Here is a 24261-nt window from a genome sequence, read left to right on the forward strand (position 1 = left end):
AGATTCAAAATGGGGGACGCCTCATCAACGCAGCATAGTCGTTTTTTGCCAATATGGGGAGTTCCAGAGGGGTATGATGCTTTTTTATTAAAAAATCATGCGGCTGAATGTTTTAAAAAAGATAAGAAAACATTAGTTCATGTTGCTCGTAATGATGCGGATATGATCCGTATTGCTGAGCTGTTGAATTTTATTGATCCGTCATTAGAGGTGCTTAATTTTCCAGGTTGGGATTGTTTGCCTTACGATCGGGTATCACCGAATAAAACAGTTGTTTCTGAACGTGTGGCAACGTTGACCAGACTATTGGAGCCTGTAACGGCACCACGTGTAGTTTTAACAACGATTTCTTCTTTATTACAAAAGGTGGCTCCTCGCTCTGTTTTTTCTGGTCGTGCTTTGAACTTGAAGCAAGGGGATAGTTTAGATCAGGAATTCTTAATCGATCTATTAGTTTCTCAAGGTTATAATCGCACAGATACAGTGATGGAAGCTGGAGAATTCGCAGTCCGTGGAAATCTGTTTGATATTTATTTGGCAGGTGAAGAAAATCCTGTACGTTTAGATTTATTTGGCGACGAAGTTGATTCTATTCGTTGTTTTGATCCCATTACACAACGGTCAACAGGGACTATTCAAGCATTAGTCATGCGTCCTACGGCTGATTTCTCGTTGGATGAAGAAAGTATCAGTCGCTTCAGAAGTCAATGGCGCGATTTATTTGGAGCCACAGCAACCAACGATCCTATTTATGATGCGGTTTCTAATGGACGGCGTTATCAAGGGATAGAGCATTGGCTTTCTTTATTTCATGACAAAATGGAAACATTTTTTGATTACGTGCCGAAGATGTCTTTATCTTTTGCCTATCAGGCCGAGGAGGCGCTGCAGCCAAGATTAGAAATGATTGCCGATCATTATGCAGCAAGAAAACTACCAGTTAGACCCACTGAGGTTCCTTATCGTCCATTACCTGCCGAGTATCAGTATTTAAATTTAGAAGAGTGGAATAACTTACTCTCGGCTTATAGAATTATATCCTTTCAACCATTTGCAATGCCCGAAGGGGCAGAAGGTATGGATGCTGGCGGACGGCCTGGCATTATGTTTGCTAAGAGCCTTGCTGCATCAGAGCGTGAAAATGTTTTTTCTTTATTTGCCAAGCGAGCATCGGAATGGAGCTCTGCCAATCGTAAGACATTGATTGCCGCGTGGAGTAAAGGGTCAAGGGAACGAATTGCGACGTTATTAAAAGAACATAAAATTCCAACGCAAACGTTGAGTAGTTGGGCGGAGGTCGAGCAATCAAAAGCAGGGCCAGTTTGTTTGTTAACGCTTGGTTTGGATCATGGATTTATTGCTGACAATTTTGCTTTGGTCTCAGAGCAAGACTTACTTGGAGAAAGAATTGCTCGCCCACATCGTCAACGTAAAAAAGCAGAACAGTTTATTTCTGAAGCTTCAGAAATTAGTGAAGGCGATTTGGTCGTCCACCAAGAATATGGGATTGGTCAATATCAAGGGCTAGTTAATCTTGAGATTGGAAATGCGCCACATGATTGTTTGTCGTTGATGTATTTTGGTGAAGAAAAGCTTTTCTTACCGATTGAAAATATAGAGCTTTTAAGTCGTTTTGGCTCGGATCAATCAGGTGTTGCTTTGGATAGACTGGGCAGTCCTGCTTGGCAAAAACGTAAAGCAACGATGAAGGCTCGAATTCGCGACATGGCAGATGCTTTATTGCGAACAGCTGCAACACGGTTAATGCGTGAGGCTTCTATTGAAGAACCACCAGAAGGACTATGGGAAGAATTCTGTGCAGGGTTTCCATTCGTAGAAACAGAAGATCAATCAAGAGCGGTGGCAGATATTATTCAAGACTTGTCTTCTGGTCGTCCTATGGATCGACTAATTTGTGGGGACGTAGGTTTTGGTAAAACCGAGGTTGCTTTACGTGCGGCCTTTATTTCGGCGATGGGTGGTTCACAGGTTGCGGTTGTTGTGCCAACAACGTTATTGGCACGTCAACATTATCGTACTTTTGCAAAACGATTTGAAGGTTTCCCTATTAAGGTTGCGCAATTATCTCGTATGGTTACTGCTAAAGAAGCAACACAAGTTAAAAAAGAAGTTGCAGATGGAACCGTTAATATTGTGATTGGCACACATGCTTTGTTGGCAAAAAATATTAAATTTGCCAATTTAGGGATGCTTATTATTGATGAAGAACAGCATTTTGGGGTGGCGCATAAGGAAAAATTAAAAGCATTACGTGAAGAGCTTCATGTTTTAACACTTTCTGCAACACCATTGCCTAGAACGTTGCAATTATCTTTGACAGGGATGCGTGAAATAAGCTTGATTGCAACACCTCCTGTGGATCGATTGGCTGTCAGAACCTTTATTATGCCGTTTGATCGTGTTGTCATTCGTGAAGCTTTGCAAAGAGAACGTTTCCGTGGTGGGCAGGCTTTTTGTGTTGTGCCAAGAGTGCAAGATTTACAACCATTACAAGAACAATTGCTTGATATTATTCCAGATTTACGGTTGGTGCAGGCTCACGGTCGTTTAACCCCGACAGAGTTAGAGCAAGTGATGACTGAATTTGGAGATGGTAAATATGATGTGTTGCTTTCAACAAATATTGTTGAAAGTGGCTTGGATATGCCATCCGTGAATACATTAATTATTTATAAAGCAGATCGTTTTGGATTGGGGCAGCTTTATCAGTTACGTGGACGTGTTGGGCGAGGAAAACAGCGCGGTTATGCTTATTTAACTTGGCCACAAAATCATTTCTTATCTAAGAACTCTGAAAAACGTCTCGAAATTATGCAGTCTTTGGATAATTTAGGGGCAGGATTTACGCTTGCGTCCCATGATCTGGATTTGCGTGGAGCAGGGAACTTATTGGGGGATGAGCAGTCCGGACATATTCGTGAGGTTGGGGTAGAGCTTTATCAAAAAATGCTCGAAGAGACCGTTGCTGCATTGCGGGCAGAGCGTGAAAATCAACCTGTTGAAAATCAAGATTGGAGTCCTAATATCGTATTAGGGCTGCCAGTATTAATTCCAGAAGATTATGTAACGGATTTACCTGTTCGTTTAGGGTTGTATCGCAGAATTGGTAATCTCGTGCAAGAAGATGAAATTGAGGCGATGCGTGCTGAATTAATTGATCGTTTTGGTGAAATTCCTGATGAGCTTTCAAATTTATTAGCAGTTATGACCTTGAAACGTTTATGTAAAGAGGTCGGTGTTCAACGTGTCGATGCTGGTCCAAAGGGAGTTGTTGTTCAGTTTTTAAATAATCAATTTAAAAATCCAGATGGATTGATCAAATGGGTTGCTGGGATTGGTGAAGGATATATGAAATTACGTCCAGATGGAAAACTAGTCTATTTACGAGAAACACCTTTTGCGCAAAGAGTTCAACGTACACAGTTTTTGTTAAAAAAATTATTGGAGATTTATAACGGTTAATAAACTTTCATGAAAAAATAAGAGTGTTTTTTCATTAATTTCACGAATTTAATTGATGAATTATTTGTACATTTTTTTGCTAAATAATATTAAAGATATTACATGGTAATATAAGTGCATATGAGCGTTACTTGACTATTATAGTTTTATTAATATATATGATTCTTTATCGTTTTTATTTTGTAAGATACTATTTATTTGTTGAAATAAATATGTTACTAATAGTTATTAATTACAACTATAGGTTGGTTTATTCATATGTTGCAAAAAAATATTAACGATCTTTTAGTCTTTTTAAGCGTAGCAAAAGAACGCAGTTTTACCAAGGCAGCATCTAAATTGGGTGTGTCGCAATCTGCTTTAAGTCATACGATGCGTAACTTAGAGGGCCGTTTAGGAATTCGATTGTTAATGCGCACCACGCGTAGTGTTGCCCCAACAGAAGCGGGTGAGCTATTGTTGAAAAGTATTGCTCCTAGAGTAGATGAGATGGAGCAAGAACTGAGTCGCGTTATTGAATTTAAGCAGCAACCTGCTGGGACTATTCGGTTAACAGCGGATGAACATGCGGCCAATTTTATCTTATGGCCAAAATTACGGAATTTTTTGAGAGAGTACCCTGATATTAAACTCGAAATTGATGTGGATATTGCTTTGAAGGATATTGTATCAGAACAATATGATGCTGGGGTACGATTGGGAGAGTTAGTTCATAAGGATATGATTGCTTTGCCAATTAGTCCAGAAATCCGTATGGCTGTAGTTGCTTCTCCGAATTATTTAGAAAAGCGTTCTCTTCCAAAAAAACCTAAAGACTTATTAAAACATCAATGTATTAATCTACGTTTACCTACAGCAGGAAATTTATATGCATGGGAATTTGATGTTAATCAACGTGAAGTTAAAGTTCATGTTGAAGGGCAAGTTATTTGTAATACGTTAACGCAAATGTTACAGGCTGCATATGATGGGTTTGGTTTTGTATATGTGCCAGAAGATGAGGTTCGTATTGCGATACAACAGGGACGTTTGATAAGAGTTTTAGAGGAGTTCTGTCCGTCTATTCCTGGGTATTATTTATATTATCCTAATCGTCGTCAACATAGTTTTGCTTTTTCATTGTTTTTAAAGATTTTTCAACAACAAAATTAATTTAGTTTATGTTATAAATTTTATGCAAAAGTTAATACTTTGATATCGAATGGGTTTGTAATAATTTTACAACCTATAAATTCAAAATATTAACGATATTTTATGCTAAAGTTATTAAAATAATTTTAAGGATAATATATTTCCATTTGAAGGAGCATAAAATGTATGATCTTGCTATTGCACGGGCAATACATGTTTTATCTATTGTTATTTGGATAGGTGGAGTATGTATGGTCACGACAATTTTGTTACCTTCTTTTAAACGCTGTTTTCCAATCCAGGAAAGATTAAATTTATTCAATAAAATTGAAGATCGTTTTGCATGGCAAGCTAGATTTGTAGTCTTACTAGCAGGATTATCTGGTTTCTATATGGTATGGCGTTTGGCTGCATGGGACTGGTTTGCACATCTTTCTTTTTGGTGGATGCATGCCATGTTGTTCGTATGGTTAATTTTTATGGCGATGTTATTTTTGCTAGAGCCATTCTTTCTAGATAAAAAAATTCAAAAATTATCTAAAGAAAATCCAGAAAAAATATATAAATTAGTGCAAAAATTACATTGGTTCTTGTTAATTATGAGTTGTACTACCATTATTGGAGCCGTTATTGGTAGTCATAGTTATTTTTAGTGTATGCTACCGTTGATAATAGAAATAAAGGCTTATAAATGAGTGAAATTATTCAAAAATTATTGATGTTTATCAAAAATATGCCAAAAGCATGGTGAGAAGCATGGCATCATTATTTTTACTTCCAAGGAAGGACAAATAATGTGGATTTTTGGTCTTTTGCGATTATTAATAGTTTCATAGCTTTTATTTTATTTTTAATTAATGATGCTTTTGGATTAGTTTATCGTATTCAATACGAGAATTATTACCTTGAGTGTCATCTTTTATTTACGATTTATATTTTATTAAGTTTTATCCCATCTTTTTGTTTATGTATTAGACGCTTGCACGATCTTAATTTAAGAGGAATATGGTTTTGGGTTTGGTTGCTTTGTCTGCTTATTTCGCTGCCTTATATGTATATTAATTTTATTTGTCAGTGGATTTTATTGGTTATTGCAAGTTATCCAAGTGGCGACAAGAATAGATTTGGTGAGAAGCCACAAGGTGAATCTTCTATATAAATATCTATAATAATAGATTTATTTATAGATATTTATAGTTTTACCAAACAGGAATCGGAACACTATTTACCTTGAATAGGTTTCCTTGCCATTGAATGTCCCATTCTAATTTATCGGTACCTACGGAGCGTCCTGCAAATCTAGCCAAAATCAAGCCGGTTTTTAGTTTACTATTATGTGTAGCACTAGCAGCATCAATAAGCGTTTGCATATTTGTAATTTGTAACAGGCCGTTAGCAGAAGTAAGTGAAGCTTTATTATTAATAGTTACATTTCCGTTTGCAGAAATAGTAGTATGAGCGTTCTTTATATTTAGCGTATTAATTTTAATAGGTAATGTTGTATTGGAAGATGTAGTATCTGTATTTCCACTCGTTGCTGCTAAAATTAAAGGATAGACTTGTGGAGTTGTCGTGACATCAATTACTCCTTGTTCGGGAATTAAAGCAGTAGGTGTTTTTTGTTGAGCTGTTGTAGATAAGCCTGAAAAGCGAATAATAATATGAATATTACTACCTTGCCCACTAAGTTGCATGGTTAACAGTTTAGCTTTGTAAGAAGCTTTTCCGTTTTGGATATGCACATTATTCCATGTAAAATTAACATTATTTCCTTGTTGAAGACTATTGACTAAAGGGGTTAAGCTATCCGTATAATAACTTTTATTACATTGTTTCATTTGATGATTTAGAACGAGGTTTAAAATACCTGTCGATGTAATGTTAGAGACCCTTTTAAGCTGATCGCTTGATAATGTATTATTGGTTTTACTTGCAGTTAATTGTTGTGCCGTCATTTTGATAGCAGGATTATCAACTGCTTGAACTGTATAATTTGTTGCTGATGTGTTGTTGTTACTAATCTTGCTGCTACCTGTGGTCACGGTAGAGCAATATGATTGCCATAATTGTGATGCATGGGCAGTGTAGGGCGTTGTTGAAATAATTACAGAAAGTCCAAATAGAGTAAATAAAGTCGTTTTTTTGTACATGATGATTAATTTTATATAATAAATTATTGATACTATTTTTTAAAATATATAGAGATTTTCTGATATATCAAAGAAAGAATTGTATGTTCTCTTATATTTTACCTGATTTTATTGAAGGTTATCTTTTAAAATGTTTAAATTTGTCGATCCTTTTTTAGCATCATTAATCTCCACAGTTTTATTAGCTTCTTTCTTTCCTTGTTATGGAGACGGGGTCGCTTTCTTTAATCATTTAGCCATTGCGGCCATTGCGCTAATGTTTTTTTTGCAAGGTGCCAGACTATCTCGTCAAGCAATGGTGGAGGGGTTATTGCACTGGCGGTTACATCTTTTAATTTTCTTGTGCACATTTGCTTTATTTCCGATTCTTGGTCTAACACTTCGTTATTTTTTTCCGCATTTATTGATTCCTGGTTTATGGACAGGTGTCATTTTTTTGTGTTGTTTACCGTCTACAGTTCAATCTTCAATTGCATTTACTTCAATTGCAAAAGGAAATGTTCCAGCGGCTATTTGTTCTGCGACAGCTTCTAATCTAATGGGGGTTATTATTACGCCTTTATTGGCAGGATTTATTTTTAGCAGCCAAGGTCATATGAAGCTCGATGGTACGTTAGATATTGTTTATCAATTATTGCTACCTTTTATCGCAGGGCAATTATTACAACCTTGGATAGGAGAGTGGGCTATTCGAAATCGACGTTTATTATCATTTTCGGATCGAGGCTCTATTTTAGTCGTGGTTTATAGTGCGTTTAGTGAGGCGGTAAATATGCATTTATGGCAGAAGTTGAATATTGAACAATTATTGTATGTTGTTGGGATGGATGTTTGTTTATTATTGTTAGTGTTACTCATTACTGCCATTATTAGTAAAATATTAAAGTTTCATACAAAAGATCGGATTAGTATTATTTTTTGCGGATCTAAAAAATCTTTGGCTTCAGGTGTACCAATTGCAAATGTTCTTTTCCCATCCAATATGGTGGGAATTATTGTTTTACCATTAATGATTTTTCATCAAATTCAACTTTTTATTATTGCGATTATTGCGAGGTATTGCGCCAAATTAATGGATAAAAAAGAGGATGCAGAAAAAGAAATTTAAATTTATAAAAATTCTACTTGCCAAAGAGATATAAAATCGTATATACGTTTTCTTACAAAATGGAGGGGTGGCCGAGTGGTTGAAGGCAGCGGTCTTGAAAACCGCCGTGCGTTAATAGCGTACCGTGGGTTCGAATCCCACCCCCTCCGCCATTAAGATCAGTTGATATATTGATTTTATTATGTATTTCATCAAAAATTAAATCTTACCCATCATAAAACATATCGGATGTTTTAAATAGTATCAGTGTTTGTTGTTTTGATGTTTAACGCAATATAGAGTTTTGAGCATTTATTATAAAATATTTGATCTTTTGATAAAAAGAACTCTCAATATTTTTACTGTTTAAAATTGCTGATCAAGTGATTTTTATTTAAAATACGTTATTATTATATAGATCAAATCAACTGTTGAAGTTGGTAATAACCAGATTATCAGCAACAATGTGATTAGTGGCAGCGGTGGTGTGCAGTTTGTGAGGGAGATAGGTTTTAAACAGATTTATATTTTTTTTTAAATTTAATTTTTGTCTGCTTTATATTCTCTTTTCATCATGGCAGACAGAGTAGGGGCAGGATACTCACCTGTTAGGAGTTTATAGTTTCGTTCTTGTGGTGTTGCATTTTTCCAATCGACCTTGTCTTGTGCCATTTTTTAATATGGTTCTGATACACTAAAGTATGTGCTGGCAACGTTGGCCTAATCCACACTGTTACAATTTGTTAATTCTAATAATAAGATTGGCAAGAGAAATAATAATTTCATGTTAAAATCATTTTGTTTATATCGTTTTGTAGAAATTATTTGATGAGTCAATTAAGGTTAATTTAGTTCAAAAATATAGCAAAAAAATGATTTTCTAAAAATATCTTTTTAATTAGGATAATTAGGTAAAAAGTGTCTTTTAAATACTACATTCATCAAATCCAGGAAACAAGATGAAAGCTTGATAAGTTGTTATATTTTAGAGGATTTTAAACTGCTAGATATTATATAATAAAACTGTTTATATAATAGATTTATTATTTAAGCATAAACCTATTATACCCTTAATATTTATATCGTATAAATATTTTATAATGGAAATACTTTGGTTAAATGTTGTTTATATTCAGAAAGATAGTGTTCAATTTGAGGGTCTTTAATGACATCATTGACCATAAAGGTTGGTAAGTTGTTCATTCCTAAAAATTGTTGAGATTTATGGAATGCAAAATAAACACCATCGACACCTCTGCTATCAAAGAAATTACCAACTTCATTAAACGCTTCGGTTGGCGCATTCCATGTGACGGAGAGCATATAACGGCGGCCTTGTAATAATCCACCAGTGCCATATTGTTTTTTTGGATTGCTTCTGGTTCTGCCGTCGCTTTCATATAAAGATCCGTGACCAGCAGTATAAACTTCATCCATATATTTTTTAAGCTGCCAAGGCATCATCATCCACCAAGCAGGCATTTGATAAATAATTACATCTGCCCACAAAATTTTTTCAACTTCTTCTTGAGGAGTGTAACTATTTTTAATTTGTGTCTCTTGGACATTATATCCAGATTCAGTTAAATGTTTACATGCAAATTGATGGAGTGTTTCGTTTAATTGTCCGCCAGAGTGACCAAAATGAGTACCACCATTAATGAGTAAAATCTTTTTCATTATTAAATACCTTTGATAATTACAGGTTAATTTCGTAATCAAATAGGCTAGCACAGCTTTAGTATTGTTGTAAGTCTAGTCGAATAGATTGTGTAAATGGATGGAGTAGTTTCTTTAAAACTGTTTGATTGTTTTGCACAAATAGGTATGGTATTATTATTGTAATGGTTTTTTGTATATACTAAAAAAACCATTGAAGAATATATATAAAATATAATTATTGTTACTGTATATTTTATTTTAATAGCTAAAAAATCATTAATAAATTTAAGCATACGGCATAAAGTAAGGCGCATTAGCGTCTTTTTTTATGCCTTTTTTATGGAGCGTAAAATTGACTAATATTATAACTTTTTTTGTATCTTTTGCACAAAAATATGTAACGAAGCTGTTTGTTCCGTTGGCGATGTTTGTAATTGGACATCGCTTAGCGAGTAAAAATGCAAAAATTAAAGAGCAGCAACAAGACTTACAGAATAGCAATGCTGCCGTTGCATCATTAAAGAAAATGCAAGAAGCAGAAGCAAAAGCACCATCAGATAAAAGTTCTTTGTTACAAAGTCTCTCTAAAGGAGATTTTTAATGCGGAAGTTTGTTGGCATTGGATGTCTGATACTTTTATGTTCATGCACCAAGACACATTTTATTTCTCTTTGTCCAAAACCTGTTGAATATTCTAAAGAGTCACAACAAAAATTACAACAGGAACTCGTAAATGTTCCAGAGGATAGTCAGGTTATTCAATATCTTATTGATTATAAAAAACAGAGGGATATGTTGAATGCTTGTCATCAGGAGTAGAGTTTAAGAGCTGTTTACTCATTATGTAATGAAGGAGTTTTACGAGTATTTGATCAATATCAATAGCTATTCCGTAACGGAGTAGCTATAAAATAATATATTATAAATTACGTTTTATTTTGGTTGTACAACTTAATGATTAAATTCGTTACTCGCTATCGATTGCAATTGATCTTGATGTGTATGGTCTTGGTTATTTATGTTTTGACCATGCTTTATATTATTATTGGTGGTTTGAAAGATCATTTATTTAAAGCAGATTTAATTGTGGTTTTAGGAACCAAAGTTGAATTGGACGGCACGCCTAGTCAAGGACTTCAAGCGCGTTTAGATGAGGCTATTCATGTGTATCGACAAGGATTTTCCCCACGTATTTTAGTGAGTGGCGGTACAGGAAAAGAGGGCTATAGTGAACCTCGTGTCATGGCGGATTATCTGATTGCACATGGAATACCTCAGCAAGTTATTTCTGAGGATGAAGAGGGGTTTAATACCAGAGCAACAGCGCAGAATACATTACAGTATATGCGTGATCATCATCTAAAATCAGTGATTATTGTGACGCAATATTTCCATATTCCGCGTACGCGTTTAGCCTTTAAAGATGAGGGTATTCAAGACATTGGCCAAGCGTCTCCATTATATATGTCTTGGCGTGATTTTTTTTCTGTGCCTCGTGAGATGTTGGGTTATCCAGCTTATTTATTTCATCTTAAGTAATGTTTATTTATTTTATGGAACGGATAAATGTAATAACCCGATTAAAATAGAAACAGTTACAATCATTGATACGGTTGAAATGGCGAGAATAGAGGCAGCTTCTTCTTGATATTGTTTATAATGATTTCCGAGTAGAATAATCATAGGGCCAGAGGGCATGGCGCATAATAAAAGCCCTTCGTTAAAGATATTTGTGCCTGACTTTAATAAATAGCAGGAAGCAACAATAAAGAATATCGCTGGGAATGCAATATCTTTAATTGCAGCAAAAGTGATGCATTCTATTGTAAATTTAAAACGATTGACCGCTAATGTCATACCAGCGACAAAAATAGCTACTCCAGAAGTGGCTTTTCCGATGAGGAAGCAGGTATCGCTGATAAATTTAGGTAATTCAACGCCACATAATAACAGAATAATAGCGAGTAAAGGCGACCAAACATAGGGGCACTCGACGATGGCATGATAGATGGAATTACCAATCAGTTGATAAATTGGTTTTTGTTCTGTTCCATTCTTTTTTTCAAGATCAATTTCAATCATGATTGTTGCAAGCGGAACTAACGCCAGATTAATGACTAAAGCAATCATACTAATGGCAACATCGCTGCCATGTCCATATAAGGGATTCAGTAAGGCAGGGCCGTAGAAAGGGCCAGCAGAAAAGCTTCCTCCTAATCCAGCGATAGCAGATTGAACAATATTGCGCTTAAAAATAATTCTCGCGATAAAAAAGCAAATGAGATAAAGCGTGATGGTGCTGATCAGCAAGGCAATACATAATAATAATGCACCGTGCAACTGTGTTCTAGATACACTTAATGTTCCTGCAAATAAGACCGGAGGTAACGTTACATTTAAAACTAGCTTACTGATAACAGAAATGGCACTGGCATTATTTCTAAACATATTTCTTTTGGCTGATAAAAAACCAAAGACTAAAATCAATAAAATAGGGATAACGATCCCAAAAGACTGTAATATATTACCCATAAAGGAAGCTGCTTTTTATTTGTGAAGTTTTATACTGCGTAAAAGTAGTATCACTATCAAATAAAGAAAGAAAAGTAATTTTCTTGTTCATGTAATAGATTAAAAGTTTTTATTCGCACCGCATCCACCCAATAACGCGTTGCTGATGAGTATTTAATGGAGCGGTTTGTTGGATTAAAGACAGACTATATTGCCCTTTTGAGGTTGTTGTTAATTGATAGGGAAAGAAGCCGTCTCCTATAGAACATCGTAAAGAAACTGTTTTTGGTAAAGGTAAAGTGATATTCCCTTGATTGACTAAGGTTAATTTAATTGCGCCAGGATTATTAGGATCAGGGATTTCTTGAGTGATTATTTTTCCCTTTAAAAGGGTATGAGAAATTATTGCTTTCCATGTATCAAGGCTCCAATTGCGTTTATCATTGGTAATGGGTAGGCGAAACCAAATAATTCCTTTTAAATGAGATGGTGTATTTTCTTGTAAGGAATCAATCAAAGACCTGACTTTTTTAGGGTCGCTATAAAGTTCTTTGCCCAAATGTCCTGATTTAAAGTCATTTTCCCCTTCGATTGCATAAATATTTCCTGTGGGTGTGGTTTGTATTTTTAAACCGTAAGTGGGAAGGGCAACGTAAAAATTATGACGTGTTAAACGATTCATTTTCTGAATATATGCCAATGCATTTTGAGGGATAAATAATCCAGCTTGTGGATTATCGATGCTATGGACTTGTAAAACAGGATTAGGAATTTGTTCGGTCATTTGAGGAAAAATGGGAGAGCGCATCCAATCAGGGATCATCGTGATATTAAGTTTTATATCTTCTGGTAGTTTTGTTTTCAAAGATTGTAATAATTGAATATAGAGTTTTAATTTAGAAGTTGGCCAATCGAGATCCAGTTCTATATTGTGAATATGATAAGTTTTGTAGGCCGGAGATTGTACGATTAGTGATAGAATTTCATCCGCAGAAGGTAAAGGACGCAAACGATCAAAACGATAAACGGCCGTTAGTGGAAGGTTTGTTTGTTTTAAAAGATCAAATTGCACGGATGGGTAAATGACTTGCCCGTCAGGTTCATACTCACCTGCTAAAAAACGCCATCCAGTGATATACGGTATTGTTTGTTCAATAGCGGGTTTTAAGGTATCGACCCATTTTTTTTGCCAAATATAAACATCTTGACGCAAGATGCGATTAAGATGCGTTGTCTGTGTTAAACAAAAAACAGAAAAAATTACAACAAGTTGTAAAAATTTATATCCGTATTTTAATGTACAGTAACGCAATTCATGCCTTTTTGTTTTAGTTGACGACACGCTTGAATGGCAGCGATTTGGTTTACGCCTGTTAACCGTGCACGATATAAAGGAGAGCCATTTTTATTGACGACTTGAATGGATTGGCTAGCAGAAGATAAAATCCCACCAGAATTTTGTTGAGCTCGAGACGTTGCTTGTTGTGCCAGCCCCGCTGAAGAGTAAGCACCCACTTGAACACCCCAGTTTCCGCTGGTATTTGCACTAGGAACATAAGCCACTTGAACAACCTCAGGAGGAGCTTGACGTTGTACAGGATAAATTGGTGTCATCGGTTTATAACTTGTAGCAACGCTTGTTGTTTTGACACGTCGAGGAGGAGAGACTGTATTTTGAGCGACCATCGTGGTTGGAGTATAAGACTTGGGTCGATAATAAGCTTCTAGAGGTAGAGGTGTTTTACTATTAACGCGTCGAGATGAACTGCTGGCGTATTTAGCAAACGGACCACTCATTGGCACATCATTACCTAATTTAGGAGAAACAGCAGCTAAGTATTGTTTTGTTAATTTTGGTAAAGCAGCACCCCGGTTAATATGATTGCTGAGTGTTCCTGGTCCACCATGATAGGCAGCAACAAATCCTGGTGCACCAAATTGATTGTATAAAATACGAATATAAGCAGTGCCAGCCATAATATTATCATGCGGATTATAGGGATCTTTGCCTAGATTATAACGTTTAGCCATATCAAGATAAGTAGGCGTTTTTAACTGCATTAATCCTTTGGCGCCATGAGGTGAGGTAATGGGGCGTTTATTGTAATATTGATATCCACGAGATTCCTGTAACATCACCGCACGGATCCATTGGTCCGGGACGTTAAAGCGTTGCGAGGATTGATTAATATAAGGTCCCCAAGGGTCTGCAGCAGGCCCTGGTGGGCGCCAATTGGGGTGGCTGTCCATATAATTACTGTAACGAGAGGAGGTAACGAGAGCTCCTTTTTTGCTTTTATTGCCTCCGCCTCCGCAAGCTGTTAGGCATAGTAAAATTATCATTGGAGCAAAACGTAAAAAAGATAATAATGAATTATTTGTGGTGTTGGTATGGAATTTCATTATTATTTTTATCCTAGTTTACTAAACTTTTATATCGTTTATATCAGATGATTATTGTTTTGTTCAAAATATATTCGTGTATTTATAAAAACGATTATAATCAACGTGTTGTTATCTATTATTATTTAAAAAGCTTTTGTGCTATATAAAGCTTATATATTATGGTTGTGATAAAGGATATTAAATGGTCATTTTTGAAGGCGAAGAACTTCTGCTACATTATCACGAAGGAACCAGTGACTACATTTTAATCACTTTTGCATCTGCAGATCAAACAGATCAAGCACATCATCGTTATTTTTTACAACCTATTGCAGAAAAGTATCAGTTGTCTTGTCTCGGAATTACGACAAAAATTGATAATTTTTATCAGCATTCAGATATGCATCATATTATTCCATTATGTAATGAGATAACGCAAAATTATCAAAAAGTCATTATTATAGGACTTTCAATGGGGGCTTATGCTGCTTTGAAATTCTCTGCAGAGCTGCATGCGAATATTGTTTTTGCTATGGGAGCTCGATATACGTTGGATGCATCGGTTGCATCTGTTTGCGGGATTATGCAAAGGACAGTTGATCGATTAGATCCTTATTCTATTCAAGAAACGACGATTCATCCCCACGAGGTTTCTGGAAAACTATATATTGTTCATGATACTTATCAAGGGTTAGCTGGATATAATGATATTGATCATCAACATGTTTATCAGATTATAGAAAAATTACCGAATACCGTCTTGGTCCCTGTGCTATTTGCTCATCATTTAGTTGTGAATAGTTTAAAAGGATCCGAAGAATTTAAGTCTATTTTAGATATTTTGGTTACTGAAGATGATCCAAAGATTATCCGGCAAGTTGTTAAAATTCGTAGGCATCATATTTATAATATTTATAGTAAAATTGTATTATTAATAAATCGTTATCCACTATGGATATATAAATTATTAATTAGTAAAAAATTTTCATATATTAAAAATAACGATTTACTATTTGATGATTATGAAAAGAATTTAACGTTGATTTACCTTTTGAAAATAAAAGGACATCACAAAGAAAGTCGCAATTTATTACAAATATGTTTTTTAAGAATGTTATTAAACTGTAGCTTTTATGAAGCGGATCAAACCCATAAAGAGCATATGGTACCCCCTGATATTCATACTCAAAATTTACCATATTTAATTGCACATAATGGATTTATGCTTGTTTTTGATCAAATACAAAAAAAGATGATCGTAACTCGTCAATTTGTATCGAATATGAATGTTATTCCTGTAAGACTTTGTGAAGCGCAAGGATGCTTTAAATTGGTTTGTATATGGGAAGATATGTTATTTGAGCTCAAATATCGTGAAGAAATAATATATTTAGTCCCTTTACATGTTAAGGGGCAAGCAAAGGATATGATTGTTATAGAAAAGCAAGAGCATACAGCGATGATTTATACACTAGATCATCAGCTTTGTTTTTATGTAGAGTCTCTTGAAAATAATGGTTTTCATCAAACTCAATCAAATAAGCCAGAACAATTTGCTATCGTGTAGTGCGGCAGATGATTATCTTGTAACAATACAAGGAATTTGTTTATGTGTGAGTTCAGAACATGCTTGCGCGGCAGTGTTTTCGCTTACGCCTGTTAGTTTTACACGATATAATGTTTTATCACTTTTAGAAATCGTATCGATTTGTGTTTTTGCAGAAGAGAGCTGTGATGCTCCTTGACGTGCTTGACTTGCTGCACGATTTGCTAAAGCACTAGAAGAAAAAGCTCCGATTTGTACCCCATAATTTTTCCCACTAGCAGAGGAGGTTTGAGGGGTATAAGATGGTGCTGCTGGAGCTGAAATCACTTTTTTCTTTGTATGACGAGAGATAGTTGCACTTGCTGGTGTATATCCGGCATCTCCAGAAGTTGGTGAAAGGATAATAATAGGAGGTTCATTTGGATTGGATGAAGGGATTTCACGCTCGCTAGGTGCAATGGTGACAGGTTTAGAGGCATAATCATCTTTTTTACCGCCACATGCTGTGACACAGAGTAATAGTGCTAATGGTAATAAACGAATTAGAGATAATGGATAGGCAGTCAAAGATTTGTTGATAAAAACCATTATGATACTCTGTATGATAAAGAAATAAACATTCTCTATATATCGAAGAATATCAAGAGCTTCAAACTATATTTATAGTTCCTCTTAGAATATTATAGTAATGCCAGTTCTTCCAGCTCTTTACGTAGTTTCGGAGGGATTTCAAGAAGTTGATTTCCATTAATGCTTAAATCTTGGGGGGTATTTTCAGGTTTGAGATAACGCCACCCTTGAAAGGGGCGCATCGCAATAGATTGTGTACGAATAATTTCTGGCTCTAAAATGATTTGCGTACAAGGATTACCGTTTTCTCGTGTACTAGGAACAAAATCTGTGATGAGCTGCCGACAGCATAAAGATCCTTTGATGACACGATATAACGAGCCTCCGTTTAAAATCTCTTCGGTTTGTTTTGGAGGGAAACGGGTAAGGGTGTAAGGATATCCTTTATTTTCTTTTGCCAAGAGAAGATTGATTTGTTGTAACTCTTCAATATCCGTAATTCCAACGGCAACTTTCATCATATGAAGCATAAATAATCCTTTCTATATACTAAGATATATTATTTCAGGAGGGCTTCCAAGATGGCATTAAGTCGTAAACGACCTTGAGGCGTTGTTTTTAAGCAATGTTGATTCCAAGAAAGGAAATCTTCTTCGACTAAAGCCATGAGCATTGGCATATTAATAGCCTCACTAAAGTTGATCCCACATCGTTCTTCAAATACACGCGTTTGTATGCCTTCCGTTAAACGTAATCCCATTAAGAGCATTTCTTGTGCTTTATCAATGGACGTAAGGGCCTCTTTAACGGATAAAGCGTGGCCTTGGCTCTGAACGGTTTCTAACCATTTCATTGGGTTCTTATGACGCTCTGTTGCGTATAAAGTTTGGTCTAATGTTACGCGACCATGGGCTCCAGGGCCAATACCAATATAATCTTGATAGCGCCAATAGGTTAAGTTATGGCGACTTTCCGCACCAGGCTTGGCATAGTTCGAAACCTCATAGGCTTGTAAACCATATTGGTTAGTAATGTTTTCTGTGATGGTTAATAGTTCAGTGCTGAGTTGATCATTGGGGAGAGTGATCTTCCCTTGCTGATATTGCTTGGCAAAAATAGTGCCTGGCTCAATGGTTAATTGATATAATGATAAATGATCATTGGTAAGTGATAGTGCTTCTTGCAATTCACTTTCCCATTCTTTTGCTGTTTGCCCTTCACGAGCGTAAATCAGGTCAAATGAAACACGATCAAAGATTTGTTTTGCCAAAGTCAGTGCTTCAATGGCTTGAGATACAGAGTGCTCACGTCCTAAGGCTTTTAAAGCGGTGGGATTTAAGCTTTGAATGCCAAGAGATGCACGATTGGCTCCAGCACGGTAAAAATCTTTTAGTTTTTGATTTTCAACGCTGGTTGGATTTGCTTCTAAGGTGATTTCTATATTTTCAGCAACAGGTAATAAAGAGGTTGCTGTATCAATGAGTTTTTCAGCCGTAGAAGGCAACATTAAGGAGGGTGTTCCTCCACCAAAGAAGATAGAGGTTAGAGGAACTTTAGGGATTTCTGTTAAAGCGATGGTGAGTTCTTGAACTAACGCTTTGGCGTAAGATTCTTGTGGAATTTGTTGAGAAACATAACTGTTAAAATCGCAATAAGGGCATTTTGCAAGACAAAAAGGCCAATGAATATAAAGGCCAATGCCTCGTTGCTGATTTTCGATGTTTGTTTTCATCCTTATCAAATAGATACTCGCACGGCTAATTCAACCACACGATCCGCAGGAATACGCAAGAAATCGGTAACTGGGCTAGCATTTCTGTTCATGAACATAAATAGAGACATTCGCCATTTGCTCATTTGAGGAATGGCAGCAGCAACAATTTGTTCTCTGGTGGTAAAGTAAGATGCCTGTAAAGGATCAAAGAAATCAAGTTGAGGCTGTTGTTTTAGCAATTCTAAAACCTTTGGTAAATTAGGCATCTCCATAAATCCATATCGAACAATCACTTGAAAGATATTGGGGGCTAATTGTCGCATTGCAATACGATGTCCGTATTCTGCCTCTGGCTGTTTTAGGTTCTCAATCGTGACGAACAAGACGTGATCGTGCAAGACTTTATTATGTCTTAAATTATGAATTAAAGAATTTGGAATAGAAGAAGGATCTGGCGTCATAAAAATGGCTGTTCCAGAAACTCTGGTAATTTTAGATTGAGGTAAACGAGCCAAGAATGAAGCAATAGGCAATGCTCCTTTCGCACGTTTGGTAATGATGATATTACGTCCTTTGTTCCAAGAGGTCATCATGATGGTTAAGCCAATACCTAGTAATAAAGGTACCCATCCACCTTGAGGAATTTTTAACGCATTTGCGGTAAAGAAGGGAATATCAACACAGAAGAAGAGACCGAAAATAAAAGCAACTTTATAGACTGGCCATTTATATAATTTGCTAAACACAACACAAGATAAGATCGTCGTACAAATAAAGGTTCCAGTCACAGCAATACCATAGGCGGCAGCTAAAGCTTCAGAGGATCTAAAGCTGACGATTAATAATAATGCGCCTAGCATTAACGCATGGTTCACGTCAGGAATATAGATTTGCCCTTCTTCTTCAGCATTGGTATGTAGCACGCGAAGTCTTGGGAAATAGCCAAGTTGTGTTAATTGTCTTGCTAAAGAGAACCCACCAGAAATTCCAGCCTGACTTGCAATCACGGTAGCAAAGGTGGATAAAATAACGAGCGGAATATTGAGCCAATGCGGAGCTAGATAAAAGAATGGATTATTAACGGTTTCTGGATGGCTAAGAACCAGTGCACCTTGTCCCATATAGTTTAAGGTTAGGGATGGTAAAACAAAGAAAATCCATGCATATCGAATAGGATTGCGTCCGAAATGTCCCATATCAGCATAAAGGGCTTCTGCACCAGTAACAGCCAATACGACGGAGCCTAATGCTAAGAATGCCATCCATTCATGGTGAATAACAAAAGAAATAGCATAATGAGGGGATAGGGCGGCAAGAATAAACGGATGTTGGATAACTTGTAATAATCCTAAAACACCGATACTGCTGAACCATAAAAACATGACAGGACCAAAGACCTTACCAATTTTTTCTGTCCCTTTGCTTTGCATACTAAACAAAGCAACAAGAATAATTAAAGCCATTGGGACAATGAATTCTTGGATTCCTGGAATGGAAACTTCGAGCCCTTCAATAGCCGAGAGCACCGAAACTGCAGGGGTAATCATTCCATCGCCAAAGAAAAGGCAAGTTCCAGCAATTCCGACAATTCCTAATAAAACTTTACCGCTAGTTTTTTTTGTAACGCGTTGTGCCAAAGACATTAACGCCAGAATTCCGCCTTCGCCATTATGGTCAGCACGCATGACTAACGTTACATATTTAAGCGTTACCACCAGAATTAATGCCCAAAAGATTAAGCTGACAATTCCAAAAACTTCCCAACGTTGCAAATCGTTATGATGGTTAGAAACCACCATAATCGTAGAGCGAAATGCGTAAATTGGGCTTGTCCCGATATCTCCATACACAACCCCCAGAACCGTCATTAATATCGCCGCATTTAAGGGTCTGATTTTATGTTCTGGTTGATCTGTTCCGAATTCGGTAACTTCTTGGCTTTCTTCATCTAAAGAAGGTAAAACAGCAATTCCATTTTCTATATCTTCTGTTGGTTCGTCTTGTGTTTCTTCAGAAGAAGTAGAGGAAATGGGTTCTTTATTGTTAGAAGCGTCAGAAGACGATTCGTCTTTGTTATGAATATCTTCTTCGTTGGAAGAGTCAGTCATGTAGGGAAACTCCGCGTTCATTCATAATCTTAACAGATTATCTAAAAACAGCTGTAATTTAAAATACAAGACAAGAGACATATAGCTTTTTATAGTTTTTGAAAAGTTTTTTATGTATTGAATTTTTTATATTTTTACAGGGCGGTTGCCAAAAATCGCAGAGCCTACGCGAACGAGTGTAGCACCGCAGGCAATGGCCTCTTCAAAATCTGCGGACATTCCCATAGAAATTTCTGGTAACTGATAGGCATGAGCAAACGAGGCTAATCGTTGAAAATAAGGGGTGGGATTTTGATTAACAGGAGGGATTGCCATGACTCCTTGCACTTTTGATCCAAAGCGCTTTAAGCATAACTCAATAAAATTATTTGCCTCAGCTGGGAGAATACCAGCTTTTTGAGGTTCTTCCCCGATATTAATTTGAATGAATAACTTAGGGGAACGTCCTGTTTTGTTGATTGCTTTTTCTAATGGAGACAGAAGAGCTTCTCGATCAACGGTTTCTATCACATTGGCAATTTTAACTGCATCAATAATCTTGTTTGTTTGAATAGGGCCAATAATATGAAGCAGAATATTAGGATTTTGCTCAATCAGAGGGATAAATTTTTCTTTGGCTTCTTGTATTCGATTTTCGCCAAAGACAAACTGTTGTTGATTTAAAGCGGTTTGAACGGCTGTTATTGGATGGAATTTAGAGACTGCAACCAATTGAATATTTTTTTGATCACGACCACAACGTAGAGCTGCTTGCTCTATACGTTGTGTAATGATTTGTAAATTATGGTGTATATCAGAGCAGTTCATTGAATTGTTCAGTATAAAATGGAAATAACGTCCTATTATACTATGATGAATAGTGTGCTTTATCCATCATTTTTTTCCCATATATGTTCCCTTAACTGCGTAATTGTTGCTTTACGTGCTTCGAAACGCTTTCTTAGAAAACTATAAAAAAACCAGTCTTTTAGAAAAAATGGTGTATATTCATAAAGGTATTTTTCTAATTTATTCCATTTGACCTTGGTACGATCTTTACGACGTTCAGAGGGCATACACCAATGTTTAGAAGAATAATAAGTTTTTCCTACTTTTAATAAACGATGGACAACTTCGTGATCCATTAATACATATGGCCAGATATATTGATCAAACCCTCCGACATCTCTGAGACTTTCAGTGCGGAAAGTTTGTGCATATCCACCAGCATGGCATTGTTTGCTAAAGATTTTTGATTTTCTTAGGATTTTATGGCATCTTTTTTGGCTTTTATAGTCCTCAAAAGGTGCGTAAATATCACAAGCCATGACACCAACAACTTCTGGTTGGTGTTCAAAAACGTCATGACAAAACCAAAGATAATAAGGGGGATAATAGGTATCTGCATCGATTGTAGCGACGTAAGGGGTGGTAACAGTTTTTAATCCTGTTTCTAAGGCGTTGGTTTTCCCAGGTTTAGATTCATTTAAATAAATAACGTCTATTTCAGGATAAGCAGCTAAGGTCTTTTTAGCGATTTCTTCTGATTGATCTGTCGATGCGTTATTAATTAAAATTAACGTAAAATCTTTAAAATGTTGCGAGCAAATTGATTCCAAGGTGCCAGGAAGGAATTTTTCTTCGTTATAGTATGGAAGAAGGATTGACCATTTTTTCATTGTAAAAAGTAATGTTTCTTGTAGTAAGATGGGAAAATAAAAATACTATTATAAGGGAAATTATGGCATATTTAAGAGTTGTAGGATTGCAAATATGTATTTAAAGAGTAAAACCAGACAGAATCCCGTTAAGTAGTACATTGTAAAATCAAGTCAGAGATAATGAATAAAGAAAAAGACGATACACGTCAAATTGCTTTTGATGCAATTTGTCAAGTTTTAGAACGGAACCGCTCTTTAGATGCTGTTTTAGACCTTTTACTTTCCCGTCAGGCAGACGGTCGGGATAAGGCTGCGGCTTATCGGTTAATTATTTGTTGTTTACGACAAAAAGGAGTTCTAGAAGCGATTATAGAACCTTTATTGCGTAGGGCTCCGCCTCAACGTGTTTTATGTATTTTACTTTTGGGGGCTGCACAGCTTATTTTCTTGGACGTTCCAAGGCATGCTGCGATTAATACAACCGTTAACCTTACTCGTAAAAGTGGTTTTTCTGGTTTTACAGGGCTCGTTAATGCAGTGCTTAGAAAAATTGCAGATCAAGGGCCTGAATGTTTAGAAGGTTTAGATCAAGAACGTTCCAATTTACCTACTTGGTTATGGCAAGAATGGGAAAAAGCGGGATTTAACCCTAGAAAACTAGCTCAATGTCTTTCTTATGAGGTGCCGTTAGATTTGTCGGTAAAGTCTGGTGTAACAGCACCAGAAGGTGGTGAGTTCTTATGTGCAGAGAGTTACCGTTATCCTGTCGGAACAAAAGTCAATCTGTTGCCAGGGTTTGAAGAAGGGCAATTTTGGGTACAAGATGTAGCGGCATCTTTGCCTGCTTGGCTATTACGGGTTCAGAATGGAGAGAAAGTTGCTGACTTATGTGCTGCTCCAGGTGGAAAAACAGCGCAATTAGTTATGGCTGGCGGGCAGGTTGTTGCTGTTGAGAAAGATCAAAAGCGGACGAAACGCCTAAAAGAAAATTTAACACGTTTACAATTGCAAGCACAAATTGTGACTTCGGATGCTGCTCAGCTGCAGTATAAAAATGAGTTTGATGCAATTTTGCTTGATGCGCCTTGTTCTGCAACTGGAATTTTTAGGCGTCATCCTGATGTGCTGCATATTAAAAAACCAAAAGAGATTAGTGGTTTAGTTAAAGTACAACGTGAATTGATTCAAGCAGCATTAACGTATTTAAAACCAGGTGGACGGTTGATGTATAGTGTTTGTTCCTTACAAGCTGCTGAAGCTGAAGAACAAGCACGATATATTGCAACGTTGCCAGGTGTTGAGTTAAAACTTTTTACTGTAGACGAAATTCCTTTTTTACCAGAAGCAGTGACAAAAGAAGGTTGGATTAGAACGTTACCTTTTATGTGGTCAGATAAGGGCGGAATGGATGGTTTCTTTATGGCGAGATTTATTAAAAAATAGTTAAAATATGGTATAAAAACTCTATTTTTTTACAAAATGAGAAAAAAGACTATTTTTAGATGAATATAATATTTCTTTTTCTATAATTTAATGCCATCTATATTAAATATAGATGTGAAGTCATTTGATTTTGAAAAAATGGAGTAGATATGCCAGCATTAACCGTTCCTTTGATTGCCCCTAGTATTCTTTCTGCAGATGCTGCTCGTTTTGGTGAGGAAGTCAAGGCGATTGATGAACAAGGTGCAGATTGGGTTCATTTAGATGTTATGGATGGTCATTTTGTTCCTAACATGACGTTTGGCCCAGTAGTTGTCAAAGCATTGCGTCCATACAGCAAGTTATTTTTCGATGTTCATTTAATGATTGAACCTGTTGATCTTTTTATTGAACCTTTTGTTAAAGCTGGTGCAGATCAGATTTTATTTCATATTGAAGCTGGTCCTCATGCACATCGTACATTGCAAACAATCAAGTCTTTTGGAATTCAAGCTGGGATTGTGTTATGTCCAGCGACTCCAGCAGAAGCAATTTCTGAAGTGCTTGATATGGTTGACACTATTCTGATTATGACAGTTAACCCAGGCTTTGGTGGTCAAAAATTTCTTTCAAGCCAACTTCCTAAAATTCAGAAAATTCGTCAAATGGCAGACGCAACGGGACGAGATATCCGTGTGAGTGTTGATGGGGGAATTACTGAGGAAACAGCACCGTTAGTGATTAAAGCTGGTGCAGATGTTTTGGTTGCTGGAACTTCAGTTTACGGTCAAAAAGACTATCGTCAGGCGATGAATGCGTTGCGTGGAACAGATAAAAAGTAATTCATATCGT

At 36.3% G+C, this 24261-nt stretch carries 22 protein-coding genes, 1 tRNA gene and 1 pseudogene; 12 read left to right on the forward strand and 12 right to left on the reverse strand.

Features of this window, described 5'->3' with window-relative positions; all coding sequences use genetic code 11:
- The first annotated feature begins 9 nt into the window (after window positions 1-9).
- From mfd to CIN_RS01925, 4 genes and pseudogenes are all read left to right on the forward strand, one after another.
- On the forward strand, window positions 10-3483 hold the full coding sequence (mfd, locus tag CIN_RS01910) for a transcription-repair coupling factor (protein WP_008853368.1): 3474 nt from the start codon (window positions 10-12) through the stop codon (window positions 3481-3483).
- A gap of 258 nt (window positions 3484-3741) precedes the next feature.
- The gene (locus CIN_RS01915) at window positions 3742-4635 is read left to right on the forward strand and encodes a LysR family transcriptional regulator (RefSeq protein ID WP_008853369.1); all 894 of its coding nucleotides are present in this window, start codon (window positions 3742-3744) and stop codon (window positions 4633-4635) included.
- A 161-nt stretch (window positions 4636-4796) separates the two neighbouring features.
- Window positions 4797-5267, forward strand: a complete 471-nt coding sequence (locus CIN_RS01920; protein WP_008853370.1) for a membrane protein — start codon at window positions 4797-4799, stop codon at window positions 5265-5267.
- Between the two features lie 125 nt (window positions 5268-5392).
- A pseudogene (locus CIN_RS01925) lies at window positions 5393-5773 on the forward strand (DUF805 domain-containing protein); the annotation flags it as partial.
- Window positions 5774-5813: 40 nt separating this feature from the next.
- Here the strand turns inward: CIN_RS01925 and CIN_RS01930 are convergent.
- Window positions 5814-6764: a hypothetical protein gene (locus CIN_RS01930; RefSeq protein ID WP_008853371.1), complete on the reverse strand. Its 951-nt coding sequence runs from the start codon at window positions 6762-6764 to the stop codon at window positions 5814-5816.
- Window positions 6765-6894: 130 nt separating this feature from the next.
- Between CIN_RS01930 and CIN_RS01935 the strand changes: the two genes are divergently transcribed.
- Window positions 6895-7872, forward strand: a complete 978-nt coding sequence (locus CIN_RS01935) for a bile acid:sodium symporter family protein (protein WP_008853372.1) — start codon at window positions 6895-6897, stop codon at window positions 7870-7872.
- 61 nt (window positions 7873-7933) lie between these two features.
- Window positions 7934-8024, forward strand: a tRNA-Ser gene (locus tag CIN_RS01940).
- A gap of 367 nt (window positions 8025-8391) precedes the next feature.
- Here the strand turns inward: CIN_RS01940 and CIN_RS12135 are convergent.
- Together CIN_RS12135 and CIN_RS01945 are read right to left on the reverse strand one after the other, a co-directional pair.
- Window positions 8392-8523: a hypothetical protein gene (locus CIN_RS12135; RefSeq protein WP_008853373.1), complete on the reverse strand. Its 132-nt coding sequence runs from the start codon at window positions 8521-8523 to the stop codon at window positions 8392-8394.
- A 423-nt stretch (window positions 8524-8946) separates the two neighbouring features.
- Window positions 8947-9531, reverse strand: a complete 585-nt coding sequence (locus tag CIN_RS01945) for an NAD(P)H-dependent oxidoreductase (RefSeq protein ID WP_008853374.1) — start codon at window positions 9529-9531, stop codon at window positions 8947-8949.
- Window positions 9532-9865: 334 nt separating this feature from the next.
- On the opposite strand from CIN_RS01945, the gene CIN_RS01950 reads away from it, so the two are divergent.
- The 3 genes from CIN_RS01950 (at window position 9866) to CIN_RS01960 (ending at window position 11052) form a co-directional block, all read left to right on the forward strand.
- Window positions 9866-10114: a hypothetical protein gene (locus CIN_RS01950; protein ID WP_139016915.1), complete on the forward strand. Its 249-nt coding sequence runs from the start codon at window positions 9866-9868 to the stop codon at window positions 10112-10114.
- Window positions 10114-10332, forward strand: coding sequence for a hypothetical protein (locus CIN_RS01955; protein WP_040363688.1), 219 nt, complete (start codon window positions 10114-10116; stop codon window positions 10330-10332). Before CIN_RS01950 ends, CIN_RS01955 begins: the two co-directional genes overlap by 1 nt.
- Before the next feature lie 135 nt (window positions 10333-10467).
- Window positions 10468-11052: a YdcF family protein gene (locus CIN_RS01960; RefSeq protein ID WP_211475700.1), complete on the forward strand. Its 585-nt coding sequence runs from the start codon at window positions 10468-10470 to the stop codon at window positions 11050-11052.
- Between the two features lie 12 nt (window positions 11053-11064).
- Here CIN_RS01960 and CIN_RS01965 read toward each other — a convergent pair whose 3' ends face one another.
- The 3 genes from CIN_RS01965 to CIN_RS01975 form a co-directional block, all read right to left on the reverse strand.
- Window positions 11065-12045 (reverse strand): AEC family transporter, encoded by a 981-nt coding sequence (locus CIN_RS01965; RefSeq protein WP_008853377.1) that lies wholly within the window; start codon window positions 12043-12045, stop codon window positions 11065-11067.
- Window positions 12046-12154: 109 nt separating this feature from the next.
- Window positions 12155-13336, reverse strand: a complete 1182-nt coding sequence (locus CIN_RS01970) for a DUF3142 domain-containing protein (protein ID WP_040363689.1) — start codon at window positions 13334-13336, stop codon at window positions 12155-12157.
- Window positions 13318-14427: a lytic transglycosylase domain-containing protein gene (locus CIN_RS01975; RefSeq protein ID WP_040363690.1), complete on the reverse strand. Its 1110-nt coding sequence runs from the start codon at window positions 14425-14427 to the stop codon at window positions 13318-13320. Before CIN_RS01975 ends, CIN_RS01970 begins: the two co-directional genes overlap by 19 nt.
- A 184-nt stretch (window positions 14428-14611) precedes the next feature.
- Here CIN_RS01975 and CIN_RS01980 point away from each other — a divergent pair, with 184 nt between their 5' ends.
- Window positions 14612-15976 (forward strand): hypothetical protein, encoded by a 1365-nt coding sequence (locus CIN_RS01980; protein WP_008853380.1) that lies wholly within the window; start codon window positions 14612-14614, stop codon window positions 15974-15976.
- A gap of 12 nt (window positions 15977-15988) precedes the next feature.
- Here CIN_RS01980 and CIN_RS01985 read toward each other — a convergent pair whose 3' ends face one another.
- The 6 genes from CIN_RS01985 to CIN_RS02010 form a co-directional block, all read right to left on the reverse strand.
- The gene (locus CIN_RS01985; RefSeq protein ID WP_008853381.1) at window positions 15989-16543 is read right to left on the reverse strand and encodes an SPOR domain-containing protein; all 555 of its coding nucleotides are present in this window, start codon (window positions 16541-16543) and stop codon (window positions 15989-15991) included.
- Between the two features lie 92 nt (window positions 16544-16635).
- Window positions 16636-17055, reverse strand: a complete 420-nt coding sequence (locus tag CIN_RS01990; RefSeq protein ID WP_040363691.1) for a DUF1489 family protein — start codon at window positions 17053-17055, stop codon at window positions 16636-16638.
- 29 nt (window positions 17056-17084) lie between these two features.
- On the reverse strand, window positions 17085-18257 hold the full coding sequence (hemW, locus tag CIN_RS01995) for a radical SAM family heme chaperone HemW (protein ID WP_008853383.1): 1173 nt from the start codon (window positions 18255-18257) through the stop codon (window positions 17085-17087).
- Window positions 18258-18262: 5 nt separating this feature from the next.
- Window positions 18263-20269, reverse strand: coding sequence for a potassium transporter Kup (locus CIN_RS02000; RefSeq protein WP_040363852.1), 2007 nt, complete (start codon window positions 20267-20269; stop codon window positions 18263-18265).
- Between the two features lie 204 nt (window positions 20270-20473).
- Window positions 20474-21154 carry a YggS family pyridoxal phosphate-dependent enzyme gene (locus CIN_RS02005; protein WP_008853385.1) on the reverse strand — a complete coding sequence of 227 codons (681 nt, stop codon included), beginning with the start codon at window positions 21152-21154 and terminating at the stop codon, window positions 20474-20476.
- Between the two features lie 59 nt (window positions 21155-21213).
- A complete protein-coding gene (locus tag CIN_RS02010; RefSeq protein ID WP_008853386.1) occupies window positions 21214-22005 on the reverse strand; it encodes a glycosyltransferase family 2 protein in 792 nt (263 codons plus the stop codon).
- Between the two features lie 162 nt (window positions 22006-22167).
- Here CIN_RS02010 and CIN_RS02015 point away from each other — a divergent pair, with 162 nt between their 5' ends.
- Window positions 22168-23430 carry an RsmB/NOP family class I SAM-dependent RNA methyltransferase gene (locus CIN_RS02015; RefSeq protein WP_008853387.1) on the forward strand — a complete coding sequence of 421 codons (1263 nt, stop codon included), beginning with the start codon at window positions 22168-22170 and terminating at the stop codon, window positions 23428-23430.
- A gap of 149 nt (window positions 23431-23579) precedes the next feature.
- Entirely contained in the window at window positions 23580-24251 is a 672-nt protein-coding gene (gene rpe, locus CIN_RS02020; protein ID WP_008853388.1) for a ribulose-phosphate 3-epimerase, read from the forward strand.
- Window positions 24252-24261: the final 10 nt, after the last annotated feature.

This window comes from Commensalibacter intestini A911, from assembly GCF_000231445.1.
GTDB classification, from domain to species: Bacteria; Pseudomonadota; Alphaproteobacteria; order Acetobacterales; family Acetobacteraceae; genus Commensalibacter; species Commensalibacter intestini.